Origin of the sequence: Nocardioides sp. NPDC057767 (assembly GCF_042798275.1) — a bacterium.
Lineage (GTDB): Bacteria > Actinomycetota > Actinomycetes > Propionibacteriales > Nocardioidaceae > Nocardioides.
Map to the genome: position 1 here is coordinate 57,290 of NZ_JBHVKJ010000003.1, position 16,265 is coordinate 73,554.

Here is a 16,265-nt window from a genome sequence, read left to right on the forward strand (position 1 = left end):
GACATCAACCATGACGCAGACCAACCAGCCGACCGCGCTAGCGGCCGAGCAGCAGTCACATCTCCGCAAGACGCTACGACGCTTCGACATCGTCTTCCTGCTCATCGCCGCCGTCGTCGGCCTCGAGACCCTCGGGCAGGTCTCGCTCTACGGCGCCGAGGCGTTCACGTGGGCGCTCGTGCTCGCGGTGTTCTTCCTCGTGCCGTACGGCCTGATCTTCGCCGAGACCGGCGCGGCGTTCAGCGAGGAGGGCGGGGCCTACACCTGGGTCCGGGACGCCTTCGGCCGACCGGCCGCCGCGGTCGCGGCGATCCTCACCTGGATCACCCAGCCGGTGTGGGTCGGCGGCTCGATGGCCTTCCTCGCCGCCGAGACCGTCAGCACCTACATCACGCCGCTCGAGCACGGCTCGGTCGGTGACTACGTGTTCAAGATCGTCTTCATCTGGATCACCGTGGTCGCGGCGATCGCCAGCCTGGCCAAAGGCAAGTGGCTGCCGACCAGCGGCGCGATCCTCAAGGTCGGTCTGCTCGCCTTCTTCGTGCTGACCACCATCATCTACGCCGCCGAGAACGGTGTCGTCGACATCAGCGGCAGCGACTTCAGCCCGACCCTGCTCGGCCTGTTCGGCTCGGTCCCGATCCTGCTCTTCGCCTACCTCGGCTTCGAGTCCTCCAACAGCGCCGCCGGCGAGATGGAGAACCCGGCCCGCGACGTACCGGTCTCGATCTTCCGCTCCTGCGCGACCGCCGCGGTCTGCTATCTGGTGCCGATCTTCGCGATCCTGCTCGTCGTCCCCAGCGACGAGATCACCGGCATCGGCGGCCTCCTCGACGCGGTCGCCACCGTCTACTCCGTGTACGGAGCCGCGGCCGAGCCGCTGCTCACGCTGACCGCCGTGGTCTTCGTCTACATCCTGATGAGCCAGGGCGCCGCGTGGATGATCATCTCCGACCGGATGCAGGCGATGACCGCCGCCGACGGCTCCTTCTTCGGTGGCTTCTTCGGTCGCTTCCACGAGGGCCTCGGCACCCCGGTGCGGGTCAACATGCTCTCCGGCGTCGTGGCCACCGTCTTCCTGCTGGTCGCGATGCAGGTCACCGGCGACGGTGCCTCGATCTTCGGGGTCGTGCTCACCATCTCGATCTCGACCTTCCTGCTCAGCTACCTGCTGGTGATCCCGGCCGCCATCCGGCTGCGGACCCGCTACCCCGACCGCCCGCGCCCGTTCCGGGTGCCCGTCTCCGACCGCGCCTTCGCGCTGCTCGGCTGGGTGGCCTTCGCCTGGATCCTGCTCGGCTCCTGGGTCGCCGTCTTCCCCGGCACGCTCGAGCGGCTTTTCGGCGAGGCGTACCCGTTCGAGGAGATCTGGGGCGTGAGCCAGCTGACCTTCGAGGCCTTCACCCTCGGCACCCTCGGCTGCCTGCTGCTGCTGTGCGGCATCGGGTACGTCCGCGGTGCCCGCGTCCGCGCCGAGGTCGGCGCACCCGTTCCGTCCGTTCCCACCGAGGAGCCCACCCGATGACGAAGAGCCCCGTGGCTGCCCCGTACGACATCCTGTTCGAGCCCGTGAAGATCGGGCCGTTCACGACCAAGAACCGCTTCTACCAGGTGCCGCACTGCAACGGCATGGGCTACCGCGACCCCAGCGCCCAGGCGGCGATGCGCAAGATCAAGGCCGAGGGCGGCTGGTCGGTGGTGTGCACCGAGCAGGTCGAGATCCACGCGACCTCCGACATCGCACCGTTCATCGAGCTGCGGATCTGGGACGACCAGGACCTGCCCGCGCTCAAGCGGATCGCGGACGCGATCCACGAGGGCGGCGGCCTGGCCGGCATCGAGCTCGCCCACAACGGGATGAACGCGCCGAACCAGCTCAGCCGCGAGACCCCGCTCGGCCCCGCCCACCTGCCGGTCGCCCCGGACACCATCGCTCCGGTCCAGGCCCGCGCGATGTCGCTGCGGGACATCGAGGACCTGCGCCGCTGGCACCGCAACGCCGTACGCCGATCGCTCGAGGCCGGCTACGACGTCGTCTACGTCTACGGAGCCCACGGTTACGGTGCCCCGCACCACTTCCTCTCCCGGCGCTACAACAACCGCACGGATGCGTACGGCGGCTCGCTGGAGAACCGGATGCGGCTCCTCAAGGAGCTGCTGGAGGACACCATCGAGGAGGTCGCCGGGCGCGCGGCGGTGGCCTGCCGGATCACCGTCGAGGAGGAGATCGACGGCGGCATCACCCGCGAGGACATCGAGGGTGTGCTGCGCGAGCTCGGCGAGCTGCCGGACCTGTGGGACTTCGCCATGGGCAGCTGGGAGGGCGACTCGGTCACCTCCCGGTTCGCGCCGGAGGGCCGCCAGGAGGAGTTCGTCGCCGGGCTGAAGAAGCTGACCAGCAAGCCGGTGGTCGGCGTCGGCCGGTTCACGTCGCCCGACGCGATGGTGCGTCAGGTGAAGGCCGGCATCCTCGACCTGATCGGCGCCGCGCGCCCGTCGATCGCGGACCCGTTCCTGCCGAACAAGATCCGCGACGGCCGGCTCGACCTGATCCGCGAGTGCATCGGCTGCAACATCTGCGTCTCCGGCGACCTCACCATGTCGCCGATCCGCTGCACCCAGAACCCGAGCATGGGGGAGGAGTGGCGCCGCGGCTGGCACCCGGAGAAGATCCGGGCCAAGGAGAGCGACTCGCGCGTCCTGGTCGTCGGCGCCGGTCCTTCCGGGCTGGAGGCCGCCCGGGCCCTCGGCCTGCGGGGCTACGACGTCGTGCTGGCCGAGGCCGGTCGCGACCTCGGCGGCCGGGTGACGCAGGAGTCCGCGCTGCCGGGGCTGTCGGCCTGGGGTCGGGTCAAGGAGTACCGCGAGGCGGTCCTCGCCGACCTCCCCAACGTCGAGATCTACCGCGAGAGCCCGATGAGCGCCGCGGACATCGTCGAGTTCGGCTTCGAGCACGTCATCACCGCGACCGGCGCCACCTGGCGTACGGACGGCGTCGCCCGCTTCCACACGACCGCGATGCCGATCGACGAGGGCATGCAGGTGCTCGGGCCCGACGACCTCTTCACCGGCCGGCTTCCTTCGGGGAAGAAGGTGATCGTCTACGACGACGACCACTACTACCTGGGCGGCGTCGTCGCCGAGCTCCTCGCGCAGAAGGGTTACGACGTCTCGATCGTCACCACCGGCTCACAGGTGTCCTCGTGGACCAACAACACCTTCGAGATCAACCGGATCCAGCGGCGGCTGATCGAGAACGGCATCACCCGGGTGACCGACCATGCCGTGACGTCCGTGGGGGCCGGCGGTGTCCGGGTCCAGGACGTCTATGCGGGCATCGAGCGCGACCTCGACTGCGACGCCGTCGTCATGGTGACCGCCCGGCTCCCGCGCGAGGAGCTCTACCTCGACCTCCTCGCCCGCCGCGACGCCGGTGAGATCGCCTCCGTACGCGGCATCGGCGACTCCTGGGCGCCCGGCACCATCGCGGCTGCCGTGTGGTCCGGCCGGCGCGCGGCCGAGGAGTTCGACGCCGTCCTGCCGTCGAACGACGAGGTGCCGTTCCGGCGGGAGGTCACCCAGCTGGCGTGAGGTCGAGCTCGAGGATCCGGTGGTCCGAGACCTCCGGTTCCGCACGGACCCGGAAGCCCGCGACGGCTTCCGGGTCCGAGACGAGCAGGTAGCTCGCGTGCCGCACCGGCTTGGGGTAGGAGGACGTGCGGGTGTTGGCCGTGCCGACCAGGTCGCGCAGCCCGATCCCGCGCAGTACGTCGAAGGTGGCGCTGTCCGGCAGCAGGTTGAGGTCACCGGCCACGACCACGAGGTCGTCGGCCGCCCGGGTCGCCTCGACGAACGCGGCGAGCCGCTCGGCCTGCTCACGCCGCGCCGGGGTGTCGCCCTTGCCGGCCGGGTCGCGCAGGCCGTGCAGCTGCACGACACACACCTGCCTCCCGGCCGCGCGGTCGACGACCCGCAGCCCCTGGACCGCGCGGGGCCGGTCGGTGACGGTCCATTCGTCGTGGTCGACGAAGCCGCCGTGCACGAACGTGCTCGCCATGCCGATGACGGGCAGCTCCTCGCTGACGTACGTGCCGAGGCCGAAGTCCTGCTGGTGGCGGCGACCGGCGTCGTCGGTGACGGGCCCGGCGTCGCTGGCCAGGAACAGCCCCTCGTAGGACGGCAGCAGGCGGCGTACGTCGTCGTGCAGGTTCGCCCGCTGGGGGAGCGACCGCTCGCCGTCGGCGAAGGTCGTCCAGCCGGACAGACCCGCGGTGCGAGTCACCTCCTGGAGACAGACGATGTCGGCGCCGGCGACAGGCAGCCAGGCCGCGAGGTCGTCGTAGCGGGCACCGCCCCAGGAGTTGACCGAGACGATGCGCATGCCAGAAGTCTCTCAGAGGGCGCCGCCGCAGGTCCCGGCGGAGGCGATGTCAACGATCCGAGGCATCTGTTCTGCCGATGCAGAGCAACGAAAACCGGTGTTGGTCGGCTCCCCGCGGCCGGGCCTACCGTGATCTGAATCGTGGGCTCGGGCCCCACCCCGAGCCGGCATCTCAGGAAGGACATTCCGATGCAGCAAGACGTCGAGACCACCATGACGGTGGAGAAGCGCACGATCGACCACATCCCCGTGACCGAGCGACACGGGCGTGCCCGGGACCTGTTCACCATCTGGTTCGGCTCCAACATCATGCTGCTCACCGTCGCCACCGGAGTGGTCGCGACCGCCGTCTACGGCCTGCCGGTGTGGGCCGCGGTGATCGCCCTCGTCCTCGGCCATGGGATCGGCGGCGTGGTGATGGCGCTGCACGCCGCCCAGGGCCCGCAGATGGGCGTCCCGCAGATGCTGCAGACCCGAGCGCAGTTCGGGTCGTACGGAAGCCTGCTGGTCGTCATCCTGGTGATCTTCATGTACGTCGGCTTCTTCGCCTCCAACATGGTCCTCGGCGGGCAGGCGGTCTCCAGCCTGTTCGGGCTCGACGAGACCCTCTCGATCATCGTGATCGGCCTGGTCAGCGTGGTCGGCGCGATCGTCGGCTACCGGATGATCCATGCGCTGACGGGTCTGATGAGCCTGGTCTCGGGCATCGTCCTGGCCATCGCCTTCGTCTGGATGCTCGGCGTCCACCAGCTGCCGACCGGCACCTTCGACACCGACGGCGCCACCCTCGCCGGCTTCATGGGCACGGTCTCGCTCGCCGCGCTGTGGCAGATCGCGTACGCGCCGTACGTCTCCGACTACACCCGCTACATGCCGCGCGACACCGGTGTGCGGCCCGCCTTCTGGGCGACGTACGCGGGGGCGGTGCTCGGGTCGCTGTTCCCGATGCTCCTCGGCGCTCTCGTCGGCGCCGCACTGCCCGAGGCGGACACGGTCACCGGCCTGCAGGACCTGACCCCCGGCGTCGGCGGCCTGATCATCGCCGTCTTCGGCATCGGCATCGCCTGCACCAACGCGATGAATCTCTACTGCGGCGCCCTCTCCACGATCACCGTCGGCCAGACCATCTTCCCGCGGTGGGTTCCCGGTGCCTCGGCACGCGCGGTCGTGTCCGCGGTCCTGTTCACCGGTGCGGTCGTGATGGCGCTCGCCGGCAAGGACAACTTCCTGGTGAACTTCACCAACTTCATGCTCCTGCTGCTGTGCGTGCTGGTGCCGTGGACCGCGGTCAACCTGGTCGACTACTACGCGCTCAAGCACGGGGACTACGACATCGACGCGCTCTTCGAGCGCGACGGCGGCCGCTACGGCCGGTTCAACCTGATCGCCGTCGCCTGCTACTTCCTCGGCATCCTGGTCCAGATCCCGTTCCTCAGCACCGCGATGTACGTCGGCCCGCTGGCCGAGCGGCTCGGCGGCGTCGACATCTCCTGGATCGTCGGCCTGGCTGTGATCAGCCCGCTCTATCTGGTCGGGATGAAGCGCTTCGCCCGCTTCTCCGGCCACCGCCCGGTCGTCGAGGCGGGTGGCGTCGCGTGAGGACTGACGAGACGACCTTCGACTACCTGGTCGTCGGTGGCGGGACCGCGGGCAGCCTGCTCGCCGCCCGGCTGAGCGAGGACCCGGACGTCACCGTCGGCCTTCTCGAGTGGGGCCCGGACGACGAGCACGAGCCGCGCGCCCGCGAGCTGCGGCGCTGGGCGGAGATGCTCGAGGGCGAGTACGACCTCGACTACCGCAGCGTCCCGCAGGAGCGCGGCAACTCGGCGATCCGCCAGGCCCGACTGCGGATCCTCGGCGGCTGCTCGGACGGCAACACGATGATCTCGTGGCGTACGTTGGCCGCCGATCTCGACGAGTGGGTCGAGCGGGGCGCGGACGGCTGGTCGCCGGAGGCTGTCCAGCCCTACTACGACCGGCTGCTGACCCCGATCCAGCCGGTCGCGCCGAAGGACCGCAACCCGATGGTGGCCGACATGGTCGCCGCCGCGGCGACCGCGCTGGACATCCCGCTCCATGAGGCCTGGAACGACGGCCGTCTGGACAAGCGCGCCGAGGGCGCGGGGTTCTTCGAGGTCGGCTACACGCCCGCGGACAACCTCCGCTCCTCGACCTCGATCCACTATCTCCATCCGGCGCGGGCCACGCGCGGGAATCTCCGGCTCGTCCTCGGTGCGCGGGTGGAGCGGATCGACGTCGTCGGAGGGGTCGCCCGCGGGGTGATGGCTCGCGTGGACGGTTCGCCGGTCGAGCTCACGGCGCGGCGCGAGGTCATCGTCTGCGCCGGTGCGATCGACACACCTCGCCTGCTGCAGCTGTCCGGCATCGGCCCGCGTGCCGTCCTCGAGGCGGCCGGTGTCCCCGTGCTCGTCGACCTGCCCGGGGTGGGGGAGAATCTGATGGACCACGCCGAGGGCCTGGTCGTGTGGGAGCTGAAGGAGTCGCCGCCGCCGACCTGCGCGAGCGGCTGGGACGCCGGCGCGCTGGTCAGCGTCATGGACCCAGACAACCGCCCCGACGTCCTCATGCACTTCCCGGTCGAGCCGTGGGTGGTCCATGCGGAGGCGTACGGCGCCGAGCTGCCCGAGCGGATCGTGTCGATCGCACCCAACGTGGCCCGGCCGGCCTCGCGCGGCCGGGTCTGGATCACCTCGGACGACCCGGAGACCGCGCCGTCGATCGACTACCGCTACTTCACCGACCCCGACGGCCGCGACGAGGCCGTCCTCGTCGCCGGCGTACGCCTGGCCCGCCGGATCGCCGAGGCCGAGCCGTTCGCCTCGCGGCTGGTGCGCGAGGTCTTCCCGGGCCCGGAGGTGCAGAGCGACGAGGAGATCAGCGAGGTCGCCCGGGCCACGCACCAGACCGTCTACCACGTCAGCGGCACCTGCGCGATCGGCGCGGACGATGACCCGCTCGCCGTGCTCGACCCGTCGCTGCGGGTGCGCGGGGTCGACGGACTGCGCGTCGTGGACGCGTCGGTCTTCCCGCAACTGGTCGCCACCAACCCCGTCGTCACCGTCATGATGGTGGCCGAGCGCGCCGCGGACCTGATCCGCGGCGCGCGCTGACCCCTCAGAGTCCGCGCAGCTCCTCGGCCAGCTCGGCGACGATGGCGAGCTGGTGCGAGAGCGTGCGTGCGGAGGGCTGCTGGGCGATGAAGGTCTCCTCGAACGGGTCCACGACCTCGGTGCGGATCCCCGACAGCGTCTCGACGATCGCCAGCCCGCAGAAGGGCACCTCCGACTCGGCGTACCCGCCCTCGTGGACGGCGACCACGCGGCCCTCGCACACGTCGTCGGCGACCTCCATGACCATCGCGGTCAGGTGCCGGAAGCTGTCGGCGTAGAGCAGCTGACGGGCGAGCGGGTCGACCATGTTGGCGTCGAGGCCGCTGGCGATGACGATCAGCTCGGGCGCGAAGTCGCGGACCGCGGGCAGCACGATGTCGCGCATCGCGGCCAGGTACGTCTCGTGGCCCGACCCCGGCGGCAGCGGCACGTTGAGGTTGAAGCCCAGGCCGGCGCCGCGGCCCCGGTCGGTGGTCGCGCCGGTGTCGACCGGGAAGCAGTTCTCCTGGTGGACCGAGACGGTGAGGACGTCGTCGCGCTCGTAGTAGACCGCCTCGGTGCCGTTGCCGTGGTGCACGTCCCAGTCGATGACGGCCACCCGGCCGAGACCGTGCTCGGCCTTGGCCGCCTCGACCGCGATCGCGATGTTGGCGAGCAGGCAGAAGCCCATGCCCTCCTCGGGCAGGCAGTGGTGCCCCGGCGGGCGGGAGAGCGCGTAGGCGTTGCGGTAGCGGCCGGTCACCACGTCGGCGACCGCCCGCTTCGCGAGACCCGCGGAGAGCGCGGCGATCTCGAAGCCGCCGTGCGAGAACAGCGCCTCCTGGCCGACCTCGCCGCCCTTGCCAGCGCTGAGCTCCTCGAACCGGTCCAGGTACGCCGCCGGGTGCACCCGTTCCATGTCCTCGCGCGTCACCGGCTCGGCACTGTGGACCTCGAGCTTCGCAGTGAGCCCGGAGACGTCCATCAGCGACTTGAACCGCCGCTTCGACTCCGGCGACTCCGGGTGTCCGCCGGTCGCGAGCGGCTGGAGCCACCCGCCGACCGGCAGGAACAGCACGGCCTCACCGGTGCTGTGCCACAGGCACCGCTCGTCGTGGTAGAACGCCGTGCCCCCGGCGTTCATCACGCGCGCGCCTGACGGTCGTACGCCGCGTAGCTGCGCTGCGTCGCGATGTGGCCGGCCACGTGCTTGGCGTCGTGCCAGACACCCCAGATGAAGCTCGAGCCACGGCGGGAGAGCCAGGGGAGACCGACGAAGTAGACGCCGGGCTCGCTGGAGACGCCTCGGCGGTGGGCCGGGCGGCCGTTCTCGTCGAGCGCGTCGACCTGCAGCCAGCTGTAGTCGGTCGCGAATCCGGTCGCCCAGATCACCGTGGTGATGCCGGCCTCGGCCAGGTCGAGGGAGAGCAGGGGCGTGGTGGCTGCCGCGGGGGCGGGGCCGAGCTCTCGGGCGGAGGGCTCCTCGGGCAGTTCGATGCCGTTGCGGGCGACGTACTGGTCGGCGGCGTCGAGGAGGGCGAGGTGGTTGGCGTCGCCCCGGGCGATGTTCTCGGCGAGATCCTCACGGAAGGTGAGCGTGCCGGCGTCGAACCGGTCGGTCATCCCGACGAGCTGGATCCCGCTCGCCTCGAGGTCTCGGAAGTCGATGGTGCGGCCGCCGCGGGCGCCGCTGACGGCGATGGTGACGTGCTCCGCGCCGGCAGCCGGGGTCTCCAGGTCCCACAGACCCAGGACGCCCAGCCACCAGCAGAAGTCGCGGCCGCGGTAGCTGCGCGGGGGACGGTCGTGCGGACCGACCGAGAGGTGGACCTGACGACCGGCGCGCTGCAGCTCGTCGGCGATCTGGACGCCGGAGGACCCGGCGCCGACGACGAGGACGTTGCCCTCGGGGAGCTGGTCGGCGTTGCGGTAGTCGCTCGAGTGCAGCTGCAGCCGCACCGCGCCGTCGGGGACGATCGCCGGGTAGACCGGCTTCTGGAACGGGCCGGTCGCCGCGACGACGAACCGCGCGTCGATGACGCCGTCGGAGGTCTCCACCCGGAAGCCCGGACGGCCCTCGTTGCGGGTCACCGAGGTGACCTCGACGCCGGTCCTGATCGGCGCGGCGATCTTCTCGGCGTACGCCTCGAAGTAGGCCGCGACCTGGTCCTTGGTGGCGAACGCGTCCGCGTCGACGTCCTGGAACTCCAGACCCGGGAACCGGTCGTGCCACGCGGGACCGTTCGCGACGAGCGAGTCCCAGCGCATGGTGCGCCAGCGCTCGGCGATCCGGTCACGTTCCAGCACGAGGTGGGGTACGCCGTTGTCGCTCAGGTGCTCGCTCATCGCCACCCCGGCCTGCCCTGCGCCGACGACGAGGACCTCGATGTCTTCGTTTGCCATGTCGAAATCCTCAGCCGCCGTCCTTGGTCATGTCCAACAGATGTTGTTGGCCTTAGCCATCGGATCGGCTGATGCAAGGAGCAGCGACGCCGTTGCATCTGTTTCGTTGACAACAGTCGTCGGAAACATCTGTTGGACACATACATGGAGACGAGGTGGACTGGGCGTCGTGGAGACCAACAAGACCAGCATCGTCGTCGGCGGGCACACCCGGATCCGCCCGTTCAACACCAGCGTCACCTATCCCGAGCAGAACCTCGACAACGACCTGTGCCAGGCCGTCGTCGCGGGCAACACCGTCTACGTGCGCGGTCAGATCGGGCAGAACCTGGACACCAGCGAGTCGGTCGGCATCGGCGACGTCGAGGCGCAGACCGAGCGGGCGATGGCCAACATCAAGATGCTGCTCGAGGAGGCCGGTGCCGAGATGGAGCACCTGGTCAAGCTCACCATCTACATCGTCGACCCGCGCTACCGCGAGGTCGTGTACCGCACCATCGGCCGCTGGACGAAGGGCGTGCACCCGATCTCGACCGGTCTGGTGATCTCCGCCCTGGCCCGCCCGGAGTGGCTGGTCGAGGTCGACGCGATCGCCGTCATCCCGGAGGCGTCGAAGTGACCTTCTCCGTTCTCGCCACCGACGGCAGGGGTGCCGTCGGCATCGCCGTGACCTCCTCCAGCCCAGCCGTCGCCGCGCGCTGCGTCCACCTGCGCCCCGGCGTCGGTGGCGCCTCCTCGCAGAACATCACCGACCCGCGCCTGGGCACCGAGCTGCTCGACGCGCTCGCCTCCGGGCTCGACGCCCGGGCGGCGCTCGCCTCGGTCACCCAGGGTCGCGAGCACATCGAGCACCGCCAGCTCACCGTGCTCGGGCTCGACGGAGCCGGTGCGGCGTACAGCGGGTCCGGGTCGCTCGGTGTCCACCACCACGTCGTCGCCCCGCAGGTCGTCGCCGCCGGCAACCTGCTGTCCGGCACCGAGGTCGTCGACGCCGTCGTCGCGGGCTTCGGGGCCGCGACCGGAGAGCTCGAGGAGCGGCTGCTCGCCGGGCTCGAGGCCGGCCTGGCCGCCGGCGGCGAGGCCGGACCGCTGCACTCGGCGGGCCTGTCGGTCGTACGCGACGTCGCCTGGCGGGTCACCGACCTCCGCGTCGACTGGAGCGAGCGCCCGATCGAGGAGCTCCGCGACCTGCTGAAGGTCTGGCTGCCGCAGCGCGACGACTATGTGACCCGCGGACTCGACCCGACCACCGCACCGTCCTACGGCGTGCCCGGGGACGAGTGACCTCGATGGCCACCACCGCGAAGCAGGACGCCGCCGCCACCGTCAGCGGCGACGGCGAGCGCCTGATCCGGCTCTCCGAGCAGCTGCACGCCCACCCCGAGACCGCCTGGGAGGAGCACCGCTCCTCGCGGTGGGTCGCGGAGTCCCTCGAGGAGGCCGGGTTCACCGTGACGCCCGCCTATCTCGGCCTGGAGACGGCGTTCCTGGCGACCTTCGGGAGTGGTCCGTTCCGGCTCGGTCTCTGTGCCGAGTACGACGCCCTCCCCGGTCTCGGCCACGCCTGCGGCCACAACCTGATCTCCGCGATCACGGTCGGTGCGGCCCGCGCTCTGGCCCGGCTCGCCGACGCGGCGGGCCTGACCATCGAGGTCTACGGCACCCCCGCCGAGGAGGGTGGCGGCGGCAAGATCGAGCTGCTCGAGCGTGGCGCCTTCGCCGGGCTCGACCTGGCGATGATGGCCCATCCCGCGCCCGTCGACGTTGCCGAGGCGGAGCCGTTCGCCGTCTCCCACTCGCACGTCGAGTTCCGTGGCAAGGCCGCCCACGCGGCGGCCTACCCCGAGCAGGGCGTCAACGCCGCCGACGCCTTCACCGTCGCCCAGGTCGCGATCGGCCTGCTCCGCCAGCAGCTGCCGCCGACCGTACGCGTGCACGGTGTGATGACCAACGGGGGAGAGGCCCCCAACGCCATCCCCGCCCGCACCGAGGGCCGCTGGTACGTCCGCGCCGAGAGCCTCGCCCAGCTCGCCGAGACCGAGGAGAAGGTCTGGCGCTGCTTCGAGGCCGGTGCCCTCGCCACCGGCGCGACGCTCACGGTCGAGCCGGAGAGCAAGCCGTACGCCGAGTTCCGCACGTTCGCGCCCGCGCTGGCGGCGTACCGGCGCAATGCCGAGGAGATCGGCCGGGTCTTCGACCCGGGCACGCCCGCGCGCCGGATGAACCGGGCCTCCACCGACATGGGCAACGTCTCCCAGGTGGTTCCGGCCATCCACCCCTATGTCGGGATCAACTCCGGGACCGCTCTCAACCACCAGCCCGAGTTCGCCGCGCACTGCGTCGGCGGGGACGCCGAGAAGGCGCTCCTCGATGCCGCCACCGCGCTGGCCTGGACCGCGCTCGACGTCGCCGAGGAGGCGAGCGCACGATGACCACGGTCGACGCCCTGCCCACCCGCGTCGAGCACGACTCGCTCGGCCCGTTCGAGGTGCCAGCAACCGCCTACTGGGGCGTGCACACCGCCCGGGCGCTGCGGAACTTCCCGGTCAGCGGCACCACGGTGGGCAGCCACCGTCCGCTCGTCGCCGCGCTCGGTGCGGTCAAGCTCGCAGCCGCCCGGGCCAACCACGACCTCGGCCTGCTCGACGACCGCCGCCACGGCGCGATCGCCGCTGCCGCGCAGGACGTCCGTGACGGGAAGCTCGACGACCAGTTCGTCGTCGACGTGATCCAGGGCGGCGCCGGCACCTCGACCAACATGAACGCCAACGAGGTGGTCGCCAACCGGGCCCTGGAGATCCTCGGCCTGCCGTTCGGCAGCTACGACGAGATCCACCCCCTCGACCACGTCAACCGCTGCCAGTCCACGAACGACATCTACCCGACCGCGGTCCGCCTCGCCCTTGTCGGCGCCATCGACCGCCTGGCCGAGGCGACCGAGGCCCTGGCCGACTCCTTCGCCCGCAAGGCAGCCGAGTTCCGCGCCGTCCCCAAGATCGGGCGTACGCAGCTCCAGGACGCCGTCCCGATGACGGTCGGCCAGGAGCTCGGTGCCTTCGCCACCACGCTGCGCGAGGAGCTGGCCCGGCTGGCCGACTCCCGCGTGCTGCTGTGCGAGATCAACCTCGGCGCGACCGCGATCGGCACCGGGATCACCGCCCACCCCGACTACCCGCGGCTCGCCGTCGCGCACCTCGCCGAGATCACCGGCCTGCCGGTGGTCGGCGCGGGCGACCTGGTCGAGGCGACCAGCGACACCGGCGCGTTCGTGCAGGTCTCCAGCGTGCTGAAGCGGATCGTCGTCAAGGCCTCCAAGATCTGCAACGACCTGCGGCTGCTCAGCTCGGGGCCGCAGGCCGGTCTCGGCGAGCTCCGGCTTCCCGCCCGCCAGGCCGGGTCGAGCATCATGCCCGGCAAGGTCAACCCCGTGATCCCGGAGATGGTCAACCAGGTCGCCTTCTGGGTGATCGGCAACGACCTCACCGTCACGATGGCGGCCGAGGGCGGCCAGCTCCAGCTCAACGCGTTCGAGCCGGTGATGGCGCACGGCCTGCTCCAGGGATTCACCTGGACCGCCGCCGCCTTCGACTCGCTGCGGGAGCTGTGCGTCGACGGGATCACCGTCGACGCCACGAAGCTCGCGGCCGCGGCCGCCACCAACGCCGGGCTGGCCACCGCGCTGACCCCGCTGCTCGGCTACGCGAAGTCCGCGGAGATCGCCAAGGAGGCGCTCAGCGGCGCCGGAGCGGTGCGCGATCTCGCCCTCGCCGCCGGGGGACTCGACCCGGCCGTCCTCGACGCGCTGCTGCGCCCCGAGACGCTCGCCAACCTCGACGCGACCGGCGTGAACGGCGTGAACGGGGCGAACCGGGAGTGACTTCCGGCAGGATGGCCCGTATGGCCGAGCCGTCCTTCACCCTGACCCAGCTGCGCTACTTCGCCGCAGCTGCGGAGCTGGGCTCCATGACCGCCGCCTCGCGGCAGCTCGTGGTCTCGCAGTCGGCCGTCTCGACGGCCGTCGCACAGCTCGAGAAGGAGCTCGGCGTCCAGCTGCTGCTGCGCCACCACGCGCGCGGTCTGACCCTCACGGCCGCCGGCGAGGAGTTCTACCGCGAGCTGCGCAGCTATCTCGTGCACACCAGCGAGCTGGTCGAGGTCGCCCGCTCCGCCGGCCAGGCACTCGTCGGCGACCTCACCATCGGCTGCTTCACCACACTGGGCCCGTTCGAGCTGCCGCGGCTGCTGGCCGCCTGCGAGCAGGACCACCCCGGCATCCACGTCTCCGTCCTCGAGGACGAGCACGCCGCGCTCAAGCACGCGCTGCGCTCGGGCCGCTGCGAGCTGGCGCTCATGTACGGCTACGACCTCGACGACGACATCGACCACGTCCGGGTCGGCGTCGCCGCACCGTACGTCCTCGTCGGCAAGGGCCACCGGCTCGCTCGCCGGAAGAAGGTCGCGCTCGCCGAGCTCGAGAAGGAGCCGATGGTGCTCCTCGACCTGCCGCACAGCGGCCAGTACTTCGAGCGGCTGGTCGAGTCGGCCGGCTTCCGCCCCGAGATCCGCCACCGCAGCGCCGGCTTCGAGACCGTCCGCGCGATGGTCGCCAACGGCCAGGGATGGTCGGTGCTCAACCAGCGCCCGGCCAGCGCCACGACGTACGACGGTGCCGAGATCGTGACCTTGGAGATCAGCGATCCGGTCGAGCCTCTCGAGGTCGTGCTGGCCTCGATGAAGGGCGTGCGCCTCACCGCCCGTGCCCAGGCCTTCGTCCGGTCCGCCGGCCGAGCAGCACGTCGGCGGGAAGGCCGGTGAGGCGACCTTCCCGCCGAGGAAGTGCTGGGTGGCTCAGAGCTGCGAGGCGAGCGCGACCTCGCTCGGGGCGAGCTTGCGGCCGCGTGCCAGCAGGTAGTAGATCGGCGCGGTCGCGACCAGGCCCAGGATCCAGCTCAGGTCGGCGCCGTCGAGCATGTCCGCGACCGGCCCGGTGTAGAGCGGCGTCGCCATGAACGGGATCTGCACGATGATGCCGATCACGTAGGCGAGGATCGCCTGGCCGTTGAAGCGGCCGTAGATGCCGCCGTCGGCCGCGAAGATCGAGTCGAGGTCGTAGTTGCCGCGGTGGATCAGGTAGAAGTCGATCAGGTTGATCGCGGTCCACGGGACCAGCACCACGAGCAGCGCGAGCACGATGTCGACGAAGTACGAGATGAAGTTGCCGGAGACGCCGATGGCGAAGTACGTCGAGGCGGCCATCACGATCAGCGACAGCACCACCCGGCTGCGGGCGGTCGGGATCCAGGTGGCGACGAACGTCTGCACGCAGGTGATCACCGAGAGCACGGTGCCGTAGAGGTTGAGCGCGTTGTGGCTGATCACCGAGAGCAGGAACAGCACCAGGAGCGGCGTGCCGAACGCCCCGGTGGTGTCCCGGACTCCGGTCATGACCTCGATGCCCGGCTTCATCGCCAGCGCGACGATGGCGCCGAAGGCGAACGGCAGGATCGAGCCGAGGGTGCAGCCGAGGTAGGTGGCGGTGAAGGTCGCCTTCACTCCGACTCCGGCCGGCAGGTAGCGCGAGTAGTCCGAGACGTACGGAGCGAAGGCGATCTGCCACAGCGCACCCAGCGAGACCGTGGCGAGGAAGCCGGCGGTGCTGTAGCCGCCCTGCGTCCAGAAGCCCGCGGGCACGCCGGCGACGAAGATGGCGACGGTGCCGAGCACGATGCCGATGCCGAGGACCCAGGTCGCGATCTTGTTGAGCGAGTGGATGACCTTGTAGCCGATCACCGCGATCAGGCCGGAGCCGAGCGCGCCGATCACGATGCCGGCCTCGACCGGGATCGGCTCGGCGATGCCGTGCAGCGACTGGCCGGCGAGGACGATGTTGGAGGCGAAGAACGCCAGGTACATCACGGCCGCGATGACCACGACGATCAGTGCCCCGTACGAGCCGAACTGGCCGCGGCTCTGGATCATCTGCGGGATCCCCATCTGCGGTCCCTGGGCCGAGTGCAGTGCCATGAAGACACCGCCGACGAGGTGGCCGACCACGATGGCGACGAGGCACCAGAACAGGTCGAGGCCGAAGACGGTGACGCCAGCGGCACCGGTGACGACGGGCAGGGGAGCGATGTTGGTCCCGAACCACAGGGTGAAGAGGTCGCGCACCTTGCCATGGCGGTCCTCGGGCGGGACGTAGCCGATGGTGTGCTTCTCGACGACTGGCTGGTCTGGCATGTTCATTCTCCCAAGGGTGTGAGGCGCACCACCCATGGTCGTGACCCTTACATTCCTCTGGCAAACGAATCCTTTTGGCATAAGACATCGCCAAAATCGATGCAGGTCGACCCGAGAGCTGGCGCGAACCG

At 70.7% G+C, this 16,265-nt stretch carries 13 protein-coding genes; 9 read left to right on the forward strand and 4 right to left on the reverse strand.

Translation table 11 applies throughout. The annotated features are described in order from the left end of the window. Nucleotides 1-10: 10 nt before the first annotated feature. Both ACFVDI_RS02630 and ACFVDI_RS02635 read left to right on the forward strand, forming a co-directional pair. On the forward strand, nucleotides 11-1,525 hold the full coding sequence (locus ACFVDI_RS02630; RefSeq protein WP_378900061.1) for an APC family permease: 1,515 nt from the start codon (nucleotides 11-13) through the stop codon (nucleotides 1,523-1,525). Continuing rightward, nucleotides 1,522-3,591 carry an NAD(P)-binding protein gene (locus ACFVDI_RS02635; RefSeq protein ID WP_378900064.1) on the forward strand — a complete coding sequence of 690 codons (2,070 nt, stop codon included), beginning with the start codon at nucleotides 1,522-1,524 and terminating at the stop codon, nucleotides 3,589-3,591. Before ACFVDI_RS02630 ends, ACFVDI_RS02635 begins: the two co-directional genes overlap by 4 nt. Here ACFVDI_RS02635 and ACFVDI_RS02640 read toward each other — a convergent pair. Further along, nucleotides 3,575-4,381 (reverse strand): endonuclease/exonuclease/phosphatase family protein, encoded by an 807-nt coding sequence (locus tag ACFVDI_RS02640; protein WP_378900067.1) that lies wholly within the window; start codon nucleotides 4,379-4,381, stop codon nucleotides 3,575-3,577. The two genes, ACFVDI_RS02635 and ACFVDI_RS02640, sit on opposite strands and share 17 nt — an antisense overlap. 189 nt (nucleotides 4,382-4,570) lie before the next feature. Between ACFVDI_RS02640 and ACFVDI_RS02645 the strand changes: the two genes are divergently transcribed. Together ACFVDI_RS02645 and ACFVDI_RS02650 are read left to right on the forward strand one after the other, a co-directional pair. Then, nucleotides 4,571-5,980, forward strand: coding sequence for a purine-cytosine permease family protein (locus ACFVDI_RS02645; RefSeq protein WP_378900070.1), 1,410 nt, complete (start codon nucleotides 4,571-4,573; stop codon nucleotides 5,978-5,980). Continuing rightward, entirely contained in the window at nucleotides 5,977-7,512 is a 1,536-nt protein-coding gene (locus ACFVDI_RS02650; protein ID WP_378900073.1) for a GMC family oxidoreductase, read from the forward strand. The genes ACFVDI_RS02645 and ACFVDI_RS02650 overlap by 4 nt, the downstream gene beginning before the upstream one ends. 4 nt (nucleotides 7,513-7,516) lie before the next feature. Here the strand turns inward: ACFVDI_RS02650 and ACFVDI_RS02655 are convergent, their stop codons facing one another. Then, nucleotides 7,517-8,635 (reverse strand): class II histone deacetylase, encoded by a 1,119-nt coding sequence (locus ACFVDI_RS02655; RefSeq protein WP_378900076.1) that lies wholly within the window; start codon nucleotides 8,633-8,635, stop codon nucleotides 7,517-7,519. Then, nucleotides 8,635-9,894, reverse strand: coding sequence for a flavin-containing monooxygenase (locus ACFVDI_RS02660; RefSeq protein ID WP_378900079.1), 1,260 nt, complete (start codon nucleotides 9,892-9,894; stop codon nucleotides 8,635-8,637). The genes ACFVDI_RS02655 and ACFVDI_RS02660 overlap by 1 nt, the downstream gene beginning before the upstream one ends. A gap of 169 nt (nucleotides 9,895-10,063) precedes the next feature. On the opposite strand from ACFVDI_RS02660, the gene ACFVDI_RS02665 reads away from it, so the two are divergent. The 5 genes from ACFVDI_RS02665 to ACFVDI_RS02685 are packed head-to-tail and all read left to right on the forward strand — an operon-like array spanning nucleotide 10,064 to nucleotide 14,709. Then, complete coding sequence (locus tag ACFVDI_RS02665; protein WP_378900082.1) at nucleotides 10,064-10,513, forward strand: RidA family protein; 450 nt, start codon at nucleotides 10,064-10,066, stop codon at nucleotides 10,511-10,513. Beyond that, entirely contained in the window at nucleotides 10,510-11,178 is a 669-nt protein-coding gene (locus tag ACFVDI_RS02670) for a DUF1028 domain-containing protein (RefSeq protein ID WP_378900085.1), read from the forward strand. Before ACFVDI_RS02665 ends, ACFVDI_RS02670 begins: the two co-directional genes overlap by 4 nt. A 5-nt stretch (nucleotides 11,179-11,183) precedes the next feature. Then, nucleotides 11,184-12,326, forward strand: coding sequence for a M20 family metallopeptidase (locus ACFVDI_RS02675; RefSeq protein WP_378900088.1), 1,143 nt, complete (start codon nucleotides 11,184-11,186; stop codon nucleotides 12,324-12,326). Then, nucleotides 12,323-13,771: an aspartate ammonia-lyase gene (locus ACFVDI_RS02680; RefSeq protein WP_378900091.1), complete on the forward strand. Its 1,449-nt coding sequence runs from the start codon at nucleotides 12,323-12,325 to the stop codon at nucleotides 13,769-13,771. The genes ACFVDI_RS02675 and ACFVDI_RS02680 overlap by 4 nt, the downstream gene beginning before the upstream one ends. Nucleotides 13,772-13,791: 20 nt before the next feature. Next, on the forward strand, nucleotides 13,792-14,709 hold the full coding sequence (locus ACFVDI_RS02685) for a LysR family transcriptional regulator (RefSeq protein WP_378900094.1): 918 nt from the start codon (nucleotides 13,792-13,794) through the stop codon (nucleotides 14,707-14,709). Between the two features lie 33 nt (nucleotides 14,710-14,742). Here the strand turns inward: ACFVDI_RS02685 and ACFVDI_RS02690 are convergent, their stop codons facing one another. Then, entirely contained in the window at nucleotides 14,743-16,134 is a 1,392-nt protein-coding gene (locus ACFVDI_RS02690) for a purine-cytosine permease family protein (RefSeq protein ID WP_378900097.1), read from the reverse strand. Nucleotides 16,135-16,265: the final 131 nt, after the last annotated feature.